At 62.9% G+C, this 17,056-nt stretch carries 16 protein-coding genes; 8 read left to right on the forward strand and 8 right to left on the reverse strand.

The window, feature by feature from the left end; all coding sequences use genetic code 11:
* Positions 1-9: 9 nt before the first annotated feature.
* Positions 10-1,257, reverse strand: a complete 1,248-nt coding sequence (locus IWX85_RS09545; RefSeq protein ID WP_196869573.1) for an MFS transporter — start codon at positions 1,255-1,257, stop codon at positions 10-12.
* A 272-nt stretch (positions 1,258-1,529) separates the two neighbouring features.
* On the opposite strand from IWX85_RS09545, the gene IWX85_RS09550 reads away from it, so the two are divergent.
* The 4 genes from IWX85_RS09550 to IWX85_RS09565 are packed head-to-tail and all read left to right on the forward strand — an operon-like array spanning position 1,530 to position 3,494.
* On the forward strand, positions 1,530-1,673 hold the full coding sequence (locus tag IWX85_RS09550) for a hypothetical protein (protein WP_196869574.1): 144 nt from the start codon (positions 1,530-1,532) through the stop codon (positions 1,671-1,673).
* Between the two features lie 7 nt (positions 1,674-1,680).
* Complete coding sequence (locus IWX85_RS09555) at positions 1,681-1,998, forward strand: VF530 family DNA-binding protein (RefSeq protein WP_036804605.1); 318 nt, start codon at positions 1,681-1,683, stop codon at positions 1,996-1,998.
* A gap of 47 nt (positions 1,999-2,045) precedes the next feature.
* Positions 2,046-2,681 carry a pseudouridine synthase gene (locus IWX85_RS09560; RefSeq protein WP_231379657.1) on the forward strand — a complete coding sequence of 212 codons (636 nt, stop codon included), beginning with the start codon at positions 2,046-2,048 and terminating at the stop codon, positions 2,679-2,681.
* A 54-nt stretch (positions 2,682-2,735) separates the two neighbouring features.
* On the forward strand, positions 2,736-3,494 hold the full coding sequence (locus tag IWX85_RS09565; RefSeq protein WP_196869575.1) for an SDR family NAD(P)-dependent oxidoreductase: 759 nt from the start codon (positions 2,736-2,738) through the stop codon (positions 3,492-3,494).
* Between the two features lie 7 nt (positions 3,495-3,501).
* Here the strand turns inward: IWX85_RS09565 and ppk2 are convergent, their stop codons facing one another.
* The 4 genes from ppk2 to IWX85_RS09585 form a co-directional block, all read right to left on the reverse strand.
* On the reverse strand, positions 3,502-4,419 hold the full coding sequence (gene ppk2 / locus IWX85_RS09570) for a polyphosphate kinase 2 (protein WP_196869576.1): 918 nt from the start codon (positions 4,417-4,419) through the stop codon (positions 3,502-3,504).
* Positions 4,420-4,624: 205 nt separating this feature from the next.
* Positions 4,625-4,864, reverse strand: a complete 240-nt coding sequence (locus tag IWX85_RS09575) for a YdcH family protein (RefSeq protein WP_036804609.1) — start codon at positions 4,862-4,864, stop codon at positions 4,625-4,627.
* Between the two features lie 24 nt (positions 4,865-4,888).
* A complete protein-coding gene (locus IWX85_RS09580; protein ID WP_036804611.1) occupies positions 4,889-5,335 on the reverse strand; it encodes a universal stress protein in 447 nt (148 codons plus the stop codon).
* A gap of 72 nt (positions 5,336-5,407) precedes the next feature.
* On the reverse strand, positions 5,408-5,689 hold the full coding sequence (locus IWX85_RS09585; protein ID WP_036804612.1) for a DUF427 domain-containing protein: 282 nt from the start codon (positions 5,687-5,689) through the stop codon (positions 5,408-5,410).
* A 274-nt stretch (positions 5,690-5,963) separates the two neighbouring features.
* Between IWX85_RS09585 and hemN the strand changes: the two genes are divergently transcribed.
* The gene (gene hemN, locus IWX85_RS09590; RefSeq protein WP_196869577.1) at positions 5,964-7,355 is read left to right on the forward strand and encodes an oxygen-independent coproporphyrinogen III oxidase; all 1,392 of its coding nucleotides are present in this window, start codon (positions 5,964-5,966) and stop codon (positions 7,353-7,355) included.
* 104 nt (positions 7,356-7,459) lie between these two features.
* Positions 7,460-8,017, forward strand: a complete 558-nt coding sequence (locus IWX85_RS09595; RefSeq protein WP_036804616.1) for a YaeQ family protein — start codon at positions 7,460-7,462, stop codon at positions 8,015-8,017.
* Between the two features lie 23 nt (positions 8,018-8,040).
* On the opposite strand, the gene IWX85_RS09600 is transcribed toward IWX85_RS09595, so the two are convergent.
* On the reverse strand, positions 8,041-8,967 hold the full coding sequence (locus IWX85_RS09600) for an ion transporter (protein WP_051984007.1): 927 nt from the start codon (positions 8,965-8,967) through the stop codon (positions 8,041-8,043).
* A 181-nt stretch (positions 8,968-9,148) separates the two neighbouring features.
* Positions 9,149-10,906 (reverse strand): long-chain fatty acid--CoA ligase, encoded by a 1,758-nt coding sequence (locus tag IWX85_RS09605; RefSeq protein ID WP_231379658.1) that lies wholly within the window; start codon positions 10,904-10,906, stop codon positions 9,149-9,151.
* Between the two features lie 389 nt (positions 10,907-11,295).
* On the opposite strand from IWX85_RS09605, the gene IWX85_RS09610 reads away from it, so the two are divergent.
* The gene (locus IWX85_RS09610) at positions 11,296-12,636 is read left to right on the forward strand and encodes a TAXI family TRAP transporter solute-binding subunit (RefSeq protein ID WP_196869579.1); all 1,341 of its coding nucleotides are present in this window, start codon (positions 11,296-11,298) and stop codon (positions 12,634-12,636) included.
* 200 nt (positions 12,637-12,836) lie between these two features.
* Entirely contained in the window at positions 12,837-15,539 is a 2,703-nt protein-coding gene (locus IWX85_RS09615; protein ID WP_196869580.1) for an HAD-IC family P-type ATPase, read from the forward strand.
* Between the two features lie 596 nt (positions 15,540-16,135).
* Here IWX85_RS09615 and IWX85_RS09620 read toward each other — a convergent pair.
* Complete coding sequence (locus IWX85_RS09620; protein WP_036804617.1) at positions 16,136-17,041, reverse strand: SDR family oxidoreductase; 906 nt, start codon at positions 17,039-17,041, stop codon at positions 16,136-16,138.
* Positions 17,042-17,056 lie beyond the last annotated feature (15 nt).

Genomic DNA, 17,056 nt, shown 5'->3' on the forward strand with positions numbered 1-17,056 from the left:
CAGCCATGTCTATGGCAGCGCCGGCGGATCGGTCATGCGGTCGCGGTTGGCGAGCGCTGGAAAGCCCTTGAGCCAGACCACGGCCACCAGCAGCGTCCCGATACCGCCCGCGACCACCGATCCGACCGGCCCGAGCAGCGCCGCCGTGGCGCCGGATTCGAATTCGCCAAGCTGGTTAGACGCGCCAATGAACACCGAGTTGACCGCGCTGACCCGGCCGCGCATGTCGTTGGGTGTCTCGATCTGCACCAGCGTCTGGCGCACCACCACGCTGACCATGTCGGCGCCGCCGGACACCGCCAGCGCCACCAGCGACAGCACGAAATGGGTTGACAGGCCGAACACCAGCATGCACACGCCATACACCGCCACTGCCATCAGCATGGTGCGGCCGACGCGGCGCTCCAGCGGCCAGCGCGTCAGCGCCAGCGACAGCACCAATGCGCCCGCCGCCGGCGCCCCGCGCAGCAAGCCCAGTCCCCAGGGGCCAACATGCAGGATGTCCTTGGCAAACATCGGCAGCAAGGCCGTGGCGCCGCCCAGCAGCACCGCGAACAGGTCCAGTGACACCGCACCCAGCAGCGCCTTGCGCTGCCAGACAAACTCGGCCCCGGCCAACAGCGTGCGCAGCGACACCGGCTCGCGCGGCGACGGCACATGGTCGTAGCGCACCAGCGCGACCAGTGCGCAACCTGTGGCAAACAGCAACGCGCTGGTCGCATACACCGCCGTGGCGCCGGCGACAAAAATCACGCCACCCAGCGCCGGTCCGCTGATCACGGCGGCCTGCATCCCGGCCGAGCTGAAAGCCATGGCGCGCGGCAGCATCACTGCCGGCACCAGCATCGGCGTCAGGGCCTGCTGGGCCGGCATCTGGAAGGCCCGGGCCACACCCAGCATCACCGACACGCCGAGCAGCAACTCGCGCGATACCCACCCCGCCGGAACGCCCCAGCCCTGCGTCGCTGACACCAGCAGCAGCGCCACGCCGCCCTGCATCAGCAGGCAGGCCGCCACGATATGCGCCCGGTTCAGCCGGTCGGCCACATGCCCGGCCACCAGCGTCAGCAGCAGCGCAGGCGAAAACTGGTACAGGCCGACCAGCCCCAGGTCCCAGGCGCTGCCGGTCAGCTCGTACATCTGCCAGCCGACCGCCACCATCAGCATCTGGTTGCCGGTGGTGCCGAACAGTCGGGAAAACCACATCCGCATGAAGGCCCGCTGGCGCGTGAGTTCGGCGAAGCTGTGGATGGGCATGGGGCGGGAGCTTACCAGCCGGCTCGCCCCCAAACCCGTTCAAGTCAGCATTCACGGCCACCTTTTGCTTTGTATTCAGTAGCTGTTCATGTTGGCTATGCTTGCGAAAAAGCCATTTCTTTTTTTAAATATCAACCCAGTCCATCTTCAGCCGGGCTTGGCGGAACGTCAAAAACCACGCAGATCGCCCTGTCCGAAATGATTGACCGGACGCACCGGCCACGGATAAAGTTGCACTGATAATTCAAGCATCAATTTAATGGAGAAACGACATGGCCAAAGGTCAGCAGAACAACGACAAGATGGTGAAAAAGCCCAAGAAGGACAGCTCGCCGCCCAAGCTGGTGTCGCCCGACGCGGTTCGCCCGACCGTGGTGACGCAGGTGCCGGTGCGCGGCAAGTTGAAGAACAAATAAGCCCCGCATGGTGCTGCCCGCAGGTCCGTCCACAGCCCTTGCGCCAGAATCAGCCACGGCTGGCGGCCAGCCGGGCAATCCGCTGCACGGCGTCAAGCTGGAGACCATCGTCACCGCGCTGGCCGCCCACTACGGCTGGGAAGGCCTGGGCCAGCGCATCAACATCCGCTGTTTCACCAGCGAGCCCAGCGTGGCGTCCAGCCTGAAATTCCTGCGCAAGACGCCTTGGGCGCGCGAGAAGATCGAAAGCCTCTACCTTTTCATGCTGCGCGAGATCCGGCGCACCAGCCCGCCGGTTCACAACTTCCCCCCGCCCCGGCCTTGAATCCTGTCAAAGAAACCGCGTGCCCCGATAGGCTGGCACACACGCCTTTGCAAATCCTCCATGCCGACGACAGCCTGCTGGTGCTGAGCAAGCCCTCCGGCCTGCTCAGCGTGCCCGGGCGCGGCGAGGACAAGCAGGACTGCCTGAGCCGCAGGGTGCAATCCCTTTACCCTGACGCGCTGGTCGTTCACCGGTTGGACATGGCCACCTCGGGCCTGATGCTGATGGCGCGCGGCGCCGCCATGCAGCGTGCCATGAGTCAGCTGTTCGAGCGCCGCGAGGTTCACAAGCGCTATGTGGCGCTGGTCGATGGCTGGCTGGCGCCCGCACCGACCGCTGACGGCTGGGGCCTGATCGACCAGCCGATCGCGCTGGACTGGCCGCGCCGCCCGCTGCGCATCATCGACGCTGCCGGCAAGCCCAGCCAGACGCGCTGGCGCAGCCTGGCGTGTGATGACGCGGCCAGCCGCACGCGTGTCGAGCTGGAGCCCATCACCGGCCGCTCGCACCAGTTGCGGGTACACCTGCTGGCGCTGGGCCATCCAATCCTGGGCGATGCGCTGTATGCACCCGACGCGGTACGGATCCGGTCGCCGCGCCTGTTGCTGCATGCGACCGCGCTGGGCCTGGTTCATCCGGCAACCGGCGCCCTGCTGTCGTTTGAAAGCCCGCCCGATTTTTAACCGTTCCGGCATTCGTGCCTGCGTGCCGGAACACCTGGCGCTACCATGCGCTTCATGACGATTTCACACCTTTTCATCCTGACCGGCGCATCGCGCGGCATGGGCCTGTCGATGGCACGACAGTTGCTCGTGCCGGGCCATACGCTGCTGTGCATCTCGCGCAGCGAATCGACTGCGCTTGTGCAGCCTGCCCAACAGGCCGGCGCCACGCTGCTGCAGTGGTGCCACGACCTGGCCGAAAGCAGCGCGCTTGGCCCACGGCTTGAAGTCTGGCTGCGCGAACAAGGCAGCACGTCCTGGCGCAGCGCATCCTTGATCAACAACGCCGGCGTCATTGCCCGCGTTGGTCCGTTGAGCCAGGCCGATCCAGACAATCTGGCGCATGCACTGCGCGTCGGGTTGGAGGCGCCCATGGTGCTGACCTCTGCCTTCCTGCGCGCCACCGACGGCTGGAAGGCCGAACGCAGGGTGCTCAACATCTCGTCGGGCCTGGGCCGCAGGCCGATGGCGTCGCAGGCCGCCTATTGCGCGGCCAAGGCCGGCATGGACCATTTCAGCCGATGCCTGGCGCTGGAAGAAGCGCTCAAGGAAAATGGCGCAAGAATCTGCTCCCTCGCGCCCGGCGTCATCGACACCGAGATGCAGCTTGAGCTGCGCAGTGCCGATAAGGCCGCCTTTCCCGACCGGGACAGTTTTGCACGGCTCAAGACCAGCGGCCAGCTGACCTCGCCTGACGAAGCTGCCCGACGCGTGCTTGCCTGCCTGGCGCGGCCCGACTTTGGCGCGCAGCCGGTCGCCGACGTACGGGGCTGAAGACCGCTCAATACACCTCGGGCACGACGATGTCCTGCGGCACCGCCTGGCGCACGTAGTCGTCATGGCGAACCCGCTCGGGCAGCACCACGGGCGCATGCTCGGTTTCCAGGTAGGGCATTTGCGCCAGCAGATGGTGGATGCAGTTCAGCCGGGCCTTTTTTTTGTCATCGGCCTGCACTACCCACCACGGTGCTTCGGCAATGTTCGTGCGCTCCAGCATGACTTCCTTGGCCTTGGTGTACGCCTCCCAGCGGCGGCGCGACTCAAGGTCCATGGGGCTGAGTTTCCACTGCTTGAGCGGGTCGTGGATGCGGCCCAGGAAGCGCAGGTTCTGCTCGTCGTCGGAAATCGAAAACCAGTACTTGATGATCTGCACGCCCGAGCGCACCAGCATCTTTTCAAACTCCGGCACGGTGCGGAAAAACTCCTCGTACTGCGAATCGGTGCAAAAGCCCATCACCCGCTCGACGCCGGCGCGGTTGTACCAACTGCGGTCAAACAGCACCAATTCACCAGCGGCAGGCAGATGCGCCACGTAGCGCTGAAAGTACCACTGGCTTCGCTCGCGGTCATTGGGCGCGGGCAGCGCGGCGACCCGGCAAACCCTTGGATTGAGGCGCTGGGTGATGCGCTTGATGACGCCGCCCTTGCCGGCGGCATCGCGCCCTTCAAACAAGATGACCACCTTATGGCCGCTGGCAATCACCCAGTCCTGCAGCTTGACCAGCTCGCCCTGCAGGCGAAACAGCTCGCGAAAATAATTGCGTCGGCGCTCCTTGTCCTGCGCGCCTGCACTGACGTCTTCTTCGCCAGTCAGTTGCGCCACCGTCTGGTCCTCCAGTTCCATTTCCAGCTCTTCGTCATAGCTGTCGATCAGGTCGTGGCGGATTCGCCGCATCACATCTTCGTCAATTGAATTCATGGCGCACTCCGGAACACTGCAAGTTGATTGAACTTGCCAGCGTAGCAATGTGATGTTTCAGTTTGATGAAAAGGTTAATACGCTTGCGCAAAAAGAGAACGCGGAGTGAACGAAAGGGAATTTTGCTACTTTTTATATAGCGTTAAATTTATATGCATCATGCGCAAAACGCTGTTTTCATACCTAAACAGTAGCCGTGGATGTGTCAGTCGGCTTTCAGGATCTGGTAAATCTCGTCCTTGCGTTCGAGCCGTTTTTTCTTCAGCACTTCCAGCACATCATCAGCTATGGGCGTCTTGCCCTGCTCATACTGGGTGATCGCTAGGTTATCGGCATCGTAATGTTCGCAAAGGCTTGAAAAATGCGCGTCGAGGGCCTTGAGCTGCTTCATTTTTTCAAGGTATTCGGGAAACTCATGCGCCAGATCGTGGTTCAACAATTCCATGACAGCTCCTTTAGGAACAAGATTTCAGGTGCCTTCATCGCGCACCACCAGCACGGGCAGGTGGGCATGTGACAACACTTGGGCCGTGACACTGCCAAGCACCAGTTTTTCCAGGCCCCGGCGGCCGTGCGAACCCATCACCAGCAGGTCGGCGTCCAGGGTTTCGGCAGCCTCCAGGATGGTCTGGTAAACCGAATGGCCTTCGACGACCGAGCCATTGACAAGCATTCCCTGGGCTTCAAAAACCTCTCGCGCTGAGACGATGGCTTCATTCGCTTCCAACGTGGCAACACGCAGGTAGTCCGATTGGCCGGAGTAAATATCAGCGCCCATGCCGGTGAACGCATAACAGTCGATGACGTGGATCAGCGTTACTGAACTCCTGAACGCACACGCAATGGCCCGTGCCTTGTGGACCGCGTGATGGGCGGCGGCGGAGCCGTCGACGGGAACAAGAATGTGCTTGAACATAGGGCCGATTCCTTGACTTGCAAAAAAATTCAGTGGCCTGGTCTGGTGCCCTGGAACACCCACTGCACCCGCTCAGGGTTCAATTCGAACGCCTTTCCAGAAAGCGACATGCCCCCGGATATTGTCGGCCCCGGGCTTTGGATCGGGGTAATACCAGGCGGCATCGGTGTTCATTTCGCCGTTGACCAGCAGCGAGTAATAGCTGGCCTGCCCTTTCCAGGAGCACATGGTGTGGTGGTTGCTGAACGTCACATGGTCGCGGTTGAGCGAGTCTTCGGGGAAATAATGGTTGCCTTCAAGCACCACGGTGTTGTCGCTTTGGGCAATGACAGCGTCATTCCAGATGGCCTTCATATCTAACCTTCCTGATTTTGAATTAATGGTTGCCGAAGGCTGGCGGAATTGTTTTTGCGTGTTTCCAGCATCGACTTTGCCAACCATGTGCTTGCTTGTAACAGCAAGGCAGCTGGCGCGGCGTAGGATAAGGTGAAATTTGCAAACAATCATTTCTTGCCTGTCAAAACATCATTTCCTGATGGCGCATCCACTTTGACACAGGCGGCGCTGACTGCAAGACAGGTTCCGGTTTGCGACAAAATCATCTTACCCTTTCATGCCTGGACTTCCCATGACTTCTCCCTTGCCCGATATTGAACTGTCCGAAGAACTGATCTGCAGGTTCGACACGCTCGGTCCACGCTACACCTCCTACCCGACCGCTGACCGATTCCACGCCGGATTCGACGAGCAGTCGTACCAGGGCCATTTTGCGCAGCGCGCCGGCAAGCCTGGCAACCCGCCGCTGTCGATCTATGTGCACCTGCCGTTTTGCGAATCGCTGTGCTACTTTTGCGCCTGCAACAAGATCATCACCAAGGAGCATGGCCGGGTCGCCGAATACCTGCGCTACCTCGACAAGGAAATGGCGCTGGTCGTCGCGCAGATCGGCCCCGACCACAAGGCGGTGCAGCTGCACCTGGGCGGCGGCACACCGACTTTTTTCAGCGCTGACGAACTCGGCCAGCTGATGGCCATGCTGCGCCGGCATTTCGACTTCACGCCCGATGCCGAACTGGGCGTTGAAATTGACCCGCGCACCGTCGGCGAAGGCACGCTGGCGATGCTGGCCGGGCTGGGGTTCAACCGCAACAGCTTTGGCGTGCAGGACTTTGACCCGGCGGTGCAGCAGGCCGTGAACCGCATCCAGCCGCTGGAAATGGTGGAAAAAGCCGTCGCGGAAAGCCGCAAGGCCAACTTCCAGTCGATCAATGCCGACCTGATCTACGGCCTGCCCAAGCAGACGCTGGCGAGCTTCGGCCACACGCTCGACAGCCTGATCCGCATCGCGCCCGACCGCATTGCGCTGTACAACTACGCACACCTGCCCCAGCGCTTCAAGGCCCAGCGGCTGATCAACGACAGCGACCTGCCGTCGGCCGAGGAGCGGCTGCAGATTTTCCTGATGTCGATGCAGCGCCTGCTGGACGCCGGCTACGTGTACATCGGGCTCGACCATTTCTCCAAGCCCGACGACGAACTGAACAAGGCGCGGCTGGACAAAAGCCTGCACCGCAATTTCCAGGGCTACACCACCCGGGCCGAATGCGACCTGATCGGCTTTGGCGTGTCGGCCATCAGCAAGGTTGGCAACTCCTACAGCCAGTCGGTGCGCACTGTTAATGCCTACTACGAGCGGCTCGACCAAAACCGCCTGCCGCTTGAGAAGGGCTTTGAGTTGAGCGCGGACGACGTGCTCAGGCGCGCGGTCATCATGACGCTGATGTGCAGCGCGCCGGTGGAATTCGAGGCCATCAACAGCGGCCACGGCATTGACTTCAAGCACTACTTTGCGCACGAGCTGACGCTCCTCAAGCCGTATGAAGAGGCGGGGCTGATCACGATCGACCCTGACGCCATCCGCGTCACCCCGAAAGGCCGGCTGTTTGTTCGCGCCAGTGGCATGGTGTTCGACAGCTACCTGACCCAGCCGACCACTGCGGCCTATTCCAAGCTGATCTGATCGGTCCGGGGCCGGCCAAAAGGCTGTTCCAATAGGCGGTTTAACGCAAAAACTCCCGGATGCCTGTCAGGCGTGTCGGGAATTGCCACCCGAGAACGATTCCCATGGCCATCAAAGCCACCATTCACAAAGCCCAACTGCAGATCGCCGACATGGACCGCGGCATTTATGGCGACCACAACGTCATCATTGCCCGCCATCCGTCCGAAACCGACGAACGCATGATGATTCGCCTGCTGGCTTTCGCGCTGAACGTGCAGGGCGACGACAAGCGCGGCAACCTCGAATTCGCCAAGGACCTGTGGGATGTGGACGAGCCGGCGCTCTGGCACAAGGACTACACCGACGCGGTGCTGCACTGGATCGATGTAGGCCAGCCGGACGACAAGCGCCTGATGCGCGCCGCCGGCCGGGCCGAACGGGTCACGGTGATCAGCTTTTCCAGCAGCACGCCGGTCTGGTGGAAAGGCATTGAAAGCAAGCTGACCCGCGCGGCCAACCTGATCGTCTGGCAAATTGAAGCCACACAAAGCCAGGCGCTGGCCAAGCTGGCCGAACGCGGCATGCAGTTGCAGATCACGATTCAGGACGGCACGGTCTGGATGAGCACCGGCAGCGAGTCGGTGGAAATCACGCCGCGCCGCCTGACCGCCGGCGGCTAGGGCCGTTTCACGGGTTAACGGGGCTACCGGGACTGGTGCGGCCGTTCTGCCTGCGGCCCGCCGTTGGTCCCCTGTTCATCGGCCTTGTAGGCCGGCAGCCGGGCGCCGCAATGAAAGCAGCAATTGGCATCGGCCGCATGGCCCTCGGTCAGGCATTCGTGGCAGGTGCGGGTGGTGACCTGCATCCAGTCAAGCCGCCGGTGGGCCGCCATTTCTGCCGTCACGATGCCGGTCGGCACGGCCAGCGTGCCCCAGCCGAGCAGCATCATGAAGGACGCAATCAGCCGGCCCAGGTCGGTCTTGGGCGTGATGTCGCCAAAGCCGACGGTCGTCACGGTGCTGATGGCCCAGTACACCGAGGTGGGAATGCTGGAGAAGCCGTTCTCCGGGCCCTCGACCACATACATGACCGTGCCCATGATCAACACCAGCATCATCACCGCCGACAAAAAGACCATGATCTTGCGCCGGCTCGAACTCAGCGCCCGGGCCAGCGACTGGTATTCGGCCACATAGGCGGTCAGCTTGAAGATCCGGAACACGCGCAGCAGCCGCAGCACCCGCACATCGATCAGCGCATGCAGGCCGGGAACAAACAGCGCGAGGTAGGTCGGCAGCAAGGCGATCAGGTCGATCACGCCGTAAAAGCTGGTGGCGTATTGCATCGGCTTGCGCACGCACAGCAGCCGCGCCAGGTATTCGGCGGTGAACAGCGCGGTGAAGAGCCACTCCATGCGCTGCAACATCAGCGCATGCTCCTGATGGATGGATTGCACGCTGTCGGCCATGACCACGCCGATGCTGAGCAGGATGATGAAGATCAGGGCCTGGTCAAAGAGGCGGCCGGCGCGGGTGTCGGCCTCGAAAATGATGGTGTACCAGCGCAGGCGCCAGCCTTCCAGGGGTTTTTCAAGCGCGCGAACAGGGCGCGTGGTGGCGGAAGGCTTCATGCGGTCAGGCGTCTTTTTTAGCTCAGGAGGCTGGCAGGATAACCCAACCAAGGCTTTGCGGCGATCCTGAAAGCTAGCCAGGGCCGCTTCCACCCCCATCGATGAACGCTCTTTTATTCATAGCTTCTTGCGCTTGCCTGCATTGCGCAAAATCCTTTTTTCATTGAACTTTTGAGGCCTTTCAGGGCTGACCGCCTTCGGCTTCCTGCAGCGCGCGCCACATCACCTTGCCCGAACCACTTTTGGGCAGCACATCGACGAACTGGACGACACGCGGGTACTTGTACGCGGCCATGTGGTCCTTGCACCAGTGGATGATCTCGACTTCGCTGACCTGGCCCCTGAATTTTTCACGCAGCACCACGACGGCCTTGACCGACTCGCCCCGATAAGCGTCGCGGGTGGAAATGATGCAGGCCTCCTGAATCGCCGGGTGCCTGAACATCAACGCTTCCACCTCGGCCGGCCAGACCTTGAAACCCGACGCATTGATCATGCGCTTGAGCCGGTCGGTGATGAAGAAGTAGCCCTCCGCGTCCACATGCCCCAGGTCGCCGGAGCGAAAGAAGCGCTTGCCGTCGATTTCAACGAAGGCTGCCGCCGTGGCCCCGGGCTGCTTCCAGTAGCCCGAAAAGTTCTGCGGCCCGCTCATGATGATTTCGCCCTGCTCGCCCTGCGGCATTTCCTGCAGGCTCAAGGGATCGATGACGCGCGATTCGGTGCTCATGAAGGGAATGCCCAGGCATTGCTGCTTGGTGGCGTCGGGCGGGTTGCTGTGCGAAGGCGCGGCGGTTTCAGTCAGGCCGTAGCCTTCGGCAAAGCGCAGGCCGTACTGCTCCCACAGCCGCTGCGCCACGGCCTGCGGCATCGCCGCGCCGCCGCCGCCGATGTACACCAGGCTGCTCAGGTCAAAAGCGGCAAAGTTCGGACTCGCCAGCAGGTCGATCACCATGGTCGGGATATTGGTCCAGTGCGTCACGCGCCAGGTTGAAATCAGCCGGCCGGCCAGTTCGCGGTCCCAGCGCGGCATGATGACCAGTGTGGCGCCGCCATAAATCGACGCATGCATCACCGACACCATGCCGGTGATGTGGAACATCGGAATCACCGACAGCACGACGTTCTCGGACGTGCTGTTGCCCCACAGAGCGCTGGCGACGGCGTTGTGCATCAGGCTGCCATGGGTGTGCATGCAGCCTTTGGGCAGGCCGGTGGTGCCACTGGTGTAGGGCAGCACGGCCAGGTCCTGCGGCGTGCTGGTGTGGTCGGGCAGGTAGCTGATGTCGCTGGCGGCCAGCGCATCGGCCCAGGCCAGCACCGATCCGCCTTGCAGCGCAGGCAGTTCGTGCCGGGTCCCCAGCCAGTCGCACCAGGATTGCGGCATCGCGTCGTCGCCGGTGGTGGCCGTTTTTCCTTCAAAGGCGTCGCTGTAATGCGTCACGATCAGGTGCGCCAGCCGAGCGGCCGGCGGCAGCTCGCCGCTGGCTTTGGCCAGCTCGGGCGCCAGGTCGGCGGCGGTGATGGCGACGTTGACCTCCGGGTCGGTGATGTAGTGCTTGAGTTCCTCTGCGCGGTTCATCGGATTGACCGGCACCACCACCGCATCGACCCGCAGGATGGCGAAATGCGCCACCACCCACTGCGGACAGTTTTGCAGGTTGAGCAGCACGCGGTCGCCTTTCCTGACACCGAGCCGATGCAGCGTGGCGGCCAGGCGCTCGGCCTGCTGCATCACGGCGGCATAGCTCAGTGCCTGGTCGAAAAACACCAGTGCCGGTTTGTCCGGAAAACGCAGCGCGCTGACCGCCAGGTTGTGCCACAGCGAGGTTTGCGGCGGCGTGATGCTGCGCGGCAGGCGCTTGGGCCAGAATGGGTAGTGCAGGTCGTGGCGCGGCGGCGCGCCGGCTACCGGCTGATCGGCGGTGGAAGAACGGGTCAAGGCAGTGCTCCAGGCTGAATAAAGTCCGTACAGGCTAACCCGAGTCCGGGCGATCCGCATTCGGGTAGCTGCTGATGACCCGGCGTTTTTTGTCGCCTGCGTGACGCTGGCTTGGCACCATCGATGACGGCGTGCAGGCGGCCGGACTGGGCCGAGCGCCGCCATGATCCGCCAAGCCCTGCCGGAATCAGGCTTTTCTGGCGTGCAGTGTCGGGCAGTCCTGCGCCGTAAAACCGCGCCTGAACAGGCGTTTTCAGCATGGGGAACCGGCCTTGAGTTTGCTACTTTATTTATAGCTAACAATACCCGTGGATATTGCGCAAAATGCATATTTTTACGTAAATTTCATCCGGAACTGCAGGTCTGTGTCGCATGCTATGGTTCGGCCCATGCCAAAAACCCTACGCTACACCCTGCTGTCACTGCGCGACCTGGTGATTTCTGCCGGTCCGTTTCTTGTACTGGCCGTGGCGCTGCTGGTGCTGGCCTACAGCTGGCTGGACCCGAACCCGCCCAAGCGCGTCACGCTGGCCACCGGCCCGGCGCAAAGCGCCTATGAGGCCTTTGGCAAGCGCTATGCGGAGGCGCTGAAAAAGGAAGGCATCGACGTCGTGCTGCTGCCCTCCGAAGGATCGGCTGCCAACCTGCAGCTGCTGCGCCAGGGCAAGGCTGATTTGGGCTTTGTACAGGGCGGCAGCAGCGAAGCCGGCAACCCACAGGACAAAGAACTTGAATCGCTGGGCAGCCTGTTCCTGGAGCCGGTCTGGCTGTTCTACCGCGAAGACGCGGCGCGCCGGGTCAACCCCCAAGCCACACTGACCGCCCTGACCGAACTCAAGGGGCTGCGCGTCAACGTCGGCACGGCAGGCAGCGGCCTGCCCAGCCTGATGGCCAAATTACTGGAGAGCAACCGCATCGACAGCAGCACGCTGATGGTGTCCGAGCTGGAGCAGACGCCGGCCACTGTGGCCTTTCTGGGCGGCGAACTCGACGCCATCGTGTTCGCCTCGGCGCCCGAGTCGCTGATGGTGCAGATGCTGCTGCAGACGCCTGGCGTCAAGCTGATGGATTTTGCGCAAAGCGAAGCCTATTCGCGGCGTTTTGCGTTTTTAAGCCCGGCGGTGCTGCCGCGCGGCGTGGTCGATCTGGCAGCCCACATTCCGCCACAGGACGTTCGCCTGCTGGCGCCGACCACGACCTTGCTGACCCGCACCGGCACGCATCCGGCGTTGCTGCAGCTGTTCGCGCTGGCGGGCAACGACATCCACGGCAGCGCAGGCTGGTTCAAGCAGGCCCGCGAATACCCCAAACTGGCGCAGAACGAAGTCCCGATTTCAGCCGAGGCCGAGCGCAGCATCCGCAACGACAAGCCGTTTTTACAGCGCTACCTGCCGTTCTGGGTGGCCAACCTGGTCGAGCGCATGTGGCTGGTGATGGGTTTGATCATCGCCATCATGCTGCCGCTGTCGCGCATCGTGCCGCCGCTGTACGAGTTCCGGGTGCGCTCGCGCGTCTTCCGCTGGTATGGCCAGTTGCGGGACATTGAAAACCGCATCGATAACGTGGATGCCACGGACGGGCTGCTTGAAGCGCTGGACAGCCTGGAACGCCGCGCCGAAAAGATCAGCGTGCCGCTGTCGTATGCCAACGAGCTGTATGCGCTGCGCAACAACATCGGGCTGGTGCGCCGGAAACTGCAAAACCGGCCAGTCGTTCAAAAGGAACCGTAGGCGCTTTCCAGCAGCCCGACCGCCATCAGCCAAAGCACGGGCCGATCGCGCAGCGCCAGCGCCAACCAGGCGAGTCGTCGCCTGGGTGAAAGCGCACTTGATTTAACGCAAGGCATCAGGCATTGAGCGACGCCAGGTCCCCGACGCCGTTTGACTTGGCCGCGTTGTGCGCTAGGCTGGCAAATTTGAACGGTCTGCGCATGACTTCAACGACTCCTGCACCCGCCAGCGAGGTGCTATCGAAGAACACGCCGGCACCGTGCTGGCACGCCCTGCCGGTCCAGCAGGTGCTGGCCCGGCTGGCCTGTGACCCGGCGACGGGCCTGAGCGCTGCAGAAGCTGACCGCAGGCGCGCGCAGGACGGCGCCAACACGCTGCCCGAACCGCCGCGCCGTTCCACGCTGGCGATTGTTGTCCGCCAGTTCAAGAGCCCGCTGATCTACATCCTGTTCGTCGCGTCGGTACTGGCGATCGCGCTGTCGCACCATGGCGACGCAGTGGTTATCCTGCTGGTGGTGCTGGCCAACGCATTGATCGGCGCGTTCCAGGAGGGACGCGCCGAACGCTCGATGACTTCGCTGCGCAAACTCTCGGCGCTGCATGTGCGGGCGCTGCGCGGCGGCCACGAAACCTTGATCGAGGCCCGCGACCTGGTGGCTGGCGATGTGCTGCTGCTGGCGGCGGGCGATGCGGTGGGGGCCGATGCACGGCTGATCGAATCGGCCCAGCTGCAGGTGGCCGAAGCCGCGCTGACCGGCGAATCGGTGCCGGTCAGCAAGGCGGCCGCGGCCCTTTGCGAAGACACCGGCTTGGCCGACCGCCACAACATGGTGTTTTCCGGCACCTACGCCACCGCCGGGCGCGGGCGTGCGGTGGTCGTGGCGATTGGCGCCCAGACGGAAGTCGGCCGTATTGCCGGCATGACTGAAAACGCGACCGAGCCCAAGACGCCGCTGGAGCAGCGTATCGATCAGTTCGGCCGTTGGCTGGTGGCGGCGGCGCTGGGGCTGTTCATCGCAGTCGTCGCACTCGGCCTGTACCGCGAACTGCCGCTGGCCGATGTGCTGATGGTGGCGATCAGCCAGATGGTGTCGATGGTGCCCGAGGGCCTGCCGGTGGCCATGACGATCGCGCTGGCCGTGGGCATGCAGCGCATGGCGGGGCGCGGCGCCATCATCCGCCGCCTGTCGGCGGTGGAAACGCTGGGTTCGACCACGGTGATCTGCACCGACAAGACCGGCACCCTGACGCGCAATGAAATGACCGTCAGCCGGCTCTGGCTGCCCGACGGCCTGGAGGTGTCCGTCAGCGGCGTTGGCTACGCACCCGAGGGCGAATTGAGCGCTGAAGATGCCGCTACCCTGCCACTGCTACAGGCCGCCGCGCTGTGCAATGATGCGCAACTGCTGCCGCCCCACGCGTCGCACGCTGGATGGACGGTGCTGGGCGACCCGACCGAAGGCGCGCTGATCGTGCTGGCGGTCAAGGCCGGCATGGACCTGGAAAAACTGGCGCGCGACGCGCCACGTGAAGCCGAACTGCCGTTTGATTCCGACACCAAGATGATGGCCACGCGCCACCGCTGCGCGGATGCCCCGCACCGGGTGTTCATCAAGGGCGCGCCCGAAGCGGTGCTGGGCCTGTGCAGCGCCGGCGATCGCGCATTGACCCAGGCGGCGCACGCCGCCGCCGAAGCCATGGCCGGGCGCGCGCTGCGCGTGCTGGCCTTTGCCGTGGTCGATGACGACCGGCTGGATGCAGGCTTTGGCGCGCTGGCCGGGCGCGCCCGCCTGCTCGGCCTGGTCGGACAGATTGATCCGCCGCGCGAGGAGGTCAAGGCCGCCGTCACCGAATGCCGCACGGCTGGAATCCGGCCCGTGATGGTGACGGGCGACCACAAGCTCACCGGGCTGGCGATTGCCCGCGAGCTGGGGATTGCCCGTGATGGTGACCGTGCGGTCGATGGCGGCGAGCTGGAGCGCATGAGCGAGGCCGATCTGCGCAGCGACCTGTCTTGCATCGCCGTTTTTGCGCGCGTGCATCCGGCGCAAAAGCTGCGCATCGTCGAAGCCCTGCAGGCGCGCGGGGAAGTGGTCGCCATGACCGGCGACGGTGTCAACGACGCACCGGCGCTGGCGCGCGCCGATGTCGGCGTGGCCATGGGCATCACTGGCACCGAAGTCGCCAAGAGCGCTGCCAAGATCATCATCACTGACGATAACTTCTTTACCATCGTGGGCGCGGTCGAACAGGGGCGCGTGGTCTATGGCAACCTGAAAAAGGTCATCCTTTATTTGTTCGCCACCTCGATCGACGAGGTCTCTCTGTTGCTGCTGGCATTGCTGGGCGGCTACCCGTTGCCGCTTGCAGCGGTGCAGATCCTGTGGATCAACATCGTTACCGAGGGCACGCTAACCGTCAACCTGGTGATGGACCCACCCAATGGCGACGAGATGAAGCGCGTGCCGGTGCCGCGCAACGACAGGCTGGTAGACCGGACGATGCTCGGGCGGGTACTGTTGATGTCCACAGCCGCCGTGCTGGTCACCTTCGGCTGGTTCGTGTATCGACTTCATCAGGAAGTGCCCATTGAACTGGTGCGCACCGAAACCTTCACGTTGCTGGCCATGTGCCAATGGTTTAACGTTTTGAACTGCCAGTCTGCCACCCGATCGGCGCTGGCGCTGGGATTGCTGAAAAACCCGTGGCTGCTCGGCGGGCTGTCGCTGAGCATGGGGCTGCAGGCACTGGTGCTGTATGCGCCACCCCTGAACACGCTGTTTTACACCGTGCCGCTGGCGCCCGCCTCGCTGCTGCCGCTGGCCGCACTGGCCAGTTGCGTGCTCTGGGCTGAAGAGCTGCGTAAGCTCATCACCGGGCAACTGTCGATCCAGCACTCATAGACGCCGGTGGTGGCCAGGAACTCGGCAAAGAACTTCAGTTGTGCGTTTGGGGAAGCACTGGCCGTGTGGTCCCACTGCACATGGATTCGGCCGCCCGGTGTGTCCAACGCCATAACTTTGCCCCTGGATTCCGTAGTCCATTACCGAGATCATGAAACGGCTTGCTTAGCCTGAGCCGACGGCCCACAACGAAGGGTACCCGCCCCGGTGCTCCTGCACCAGATGCACAGCGTGAACTGCCCCGGGAATTGAGGAGGCTCCAGCCTTTGAGAAGATGGAGCCATGGGCAAAAAGTCAAACCGTTTTCCCCCAGACGTACGCGAACGCGCTGTAGGGACTACGCCAACGGTTACAAGGACCACACCGTCCTGACGCGCATGGGCAAAGTCACCTTCGAGGCACCGCTGGCTATTGCCAGTCAGCGTTATCCCGCGCCAGGACCCTGGGCGGCAGAAAGTGTACGTGGCGAAAAGTGGCCCCACCGAGGACTGTTTTGCCAAATTCGCAGGCCAATAGCCTGCCATTGAACAGAAGGCAGTGAAAAATCGACCGGCACGGCCGCTTTGCGGCGCACGTCCTTTCTGCTGCCCAGGCTCCTAATCAGCCCGCAGCGCCGCTTTCAGGTCACGCCCAATCTCGGGCCGCTCAGCAAACGGATCTGTCGGATGGGTCTGCTGCATGATGCATTCCATGCGGTTTTGCACATTTCCCAACGCCTTGGGATGGCTGAAGATATAGAACTGGTCGGCGGCCATGGCTTCAAACACTTTTTGCGCAACTTCAGCCGCGGTCACCTTGCCTGAGCCCACCGCCTTGCCGGTCATGGCCTGTCCAATCAACTGGCTTCGCGTCGGCTTTTCAGCGTCAAGATCAGCCGGTCGGTTGCGGTGGCTCTGGCTGATGCCAGTCGGCACGAAATACGGACACAGCACGCTGGCGCCGACCTGGTCGCTGACCAGGCGCAAGTCCTGGTAAAGCGTTTCACTCAAGGAGACAACGGCATGCTTGCTGACGTTGTAAACACCCATGTTGGGTGGATTGAGCAGCCCGGCCATGCTGGCGGTGTTGACGATGTGGCCCTGCCATGACGGGTCTTTGGCGGCAGCCTCCAACATCATCGGGGTGAACAGCCGAACGCCGTGAATCACGCCCCACAGATTGACGCCCAGAACCCATTCCCAGTCCTTCACGGTATTTTCCCAGACCAGCCCGCCCGATCCCACGCCGGCATTGTTAAAGACAAAATGCGGCGCACCAAATCGCTCGAACACGGCCTGGCTCATGGCTTCCATCTGCTGTGCACTGGCTACGTCGAGCCTGAAGGGCAGCACCTCGGCACCAGCCGCTGCCATCTCGGCGCTGGCCTGGTCAAGTGCGTCCTGCTGCACATCAACCAGCACCAGGTTCATGCCCAGTTTGGCGCCAATTCGCGCACATTCGAGGCCAAATCCCGACCCCGCGCCCGTCAACACGGCTGTCTTGCCCTTGAAATTCGTGATCATCTGGAACTCCTTAAA

Origin of the sequence: Polaromonas sp. CG_9.11, from assembly GCF_015752225.1 — a bacterium.
Lineage (GTDB): Bacteria > Pseudomonadota > Gammaproteobacteria > Burkholderiales > Burkholderiaceae_C > Polaromonas.

Bases quoted from the DNA above. Each gene is read 5' to 3' on its own strand.
- IWX85_RS09545 (WP_196869573.1), bottom strand. From the start codon at position 1,257: ATGCCCATCCACAGCTTCGCCGAACTCACGCGCCAGCGGGCCTTCATG.
- IWX85_RS09550 (WP_196869574.1), top strand. From the start codon at position 1,530: ATGGCCAAAGGTCAGCAGAACAACGACAAGATGGTGAAAAAGCCCAAG.
- IWX85_RS09555 (WP_036804605.1), top strand. From the start codon at position 1,681: ATGGTGCTGCCCGCAGGTCCGTCCACAGCCCTTGCGCCAGAATCAGCC.
- IWX85_RS09565 (WP_196869575.1), top strand. From the start codon at position 2,736: ATGACGATTTCACACCTTTTCATCCTGACCGGCGCATCGCGCGGCATG.
- ppk2 (WP_196869576.1), bottom strand. From the start codon at position 4,419: ATGAATTCAATTGACGAAGATGTGATGCGGCGAATCCGCCACGACCTG.
- IWX85_RS09575 (WP_036804609.1), bottom strand. From the start codon at position 4,864: ATGGAATTGTTGAACCACGATCTGGCGCATGAGTTTCCCGAATACCTT.
- IWX85_RS09580 (WP_036804611.1), bottom strand. From the start codon at position 5,335: ATGTTCAAGCACATTCTTGTTCCCGTCGACGGCTCCGCCGCCGCCCAT.
- IWX85_RS09585 (WP_036804612.1), bottom strand. From the start codon at position 5,689: ATGAAGGCCATCTGGAATGACGCTGTCATTGCCCAAAGCGACAACACC.
- hemN (WP_196869577.1), top strand. From the start codon at position 5,964: ATGACTTCTCCCTTGCCCGATATTGAACTGTCCGAAGAACTGATCTGC.
- IWX85_RS09595 (WP_036804616.1), top strand. From the start codon at position 7,460: ATGGCCATCAAAGCCACCATTCACAAAGCCCAACTGCAGATCGCCGAC.
- IWX85_RS09600 (WP_051984007.1), bottom strand. From the start codon at position 8,967: ATGAAGCCTTCCGCCACCACGCGCCCTGTTCGCGCGCTTGAAAAACCC.
- IWX85_RS09610 (WP_196869579.1), top strand. From the start codon at position 11,296: ATGCCAAAAACCCTACGCTACACCCTGCTGTCACTGCGCGACCTGGTG.
- IWX85_RS09615 (WP_196869580.1), top strand. From the start codon at position 12,837: ATGACTTCAACGACTCCTGCACCCGCCAGCGAGGTGCTATCGAAGAAC.
- IWX85_RS09620 (WP_036804617.1), bottom strand. From the start codon at position 17,041: ATGATCACGAATTTCAAGGGCAAGACAGCCGTGTTGACGGGCGCGGGG.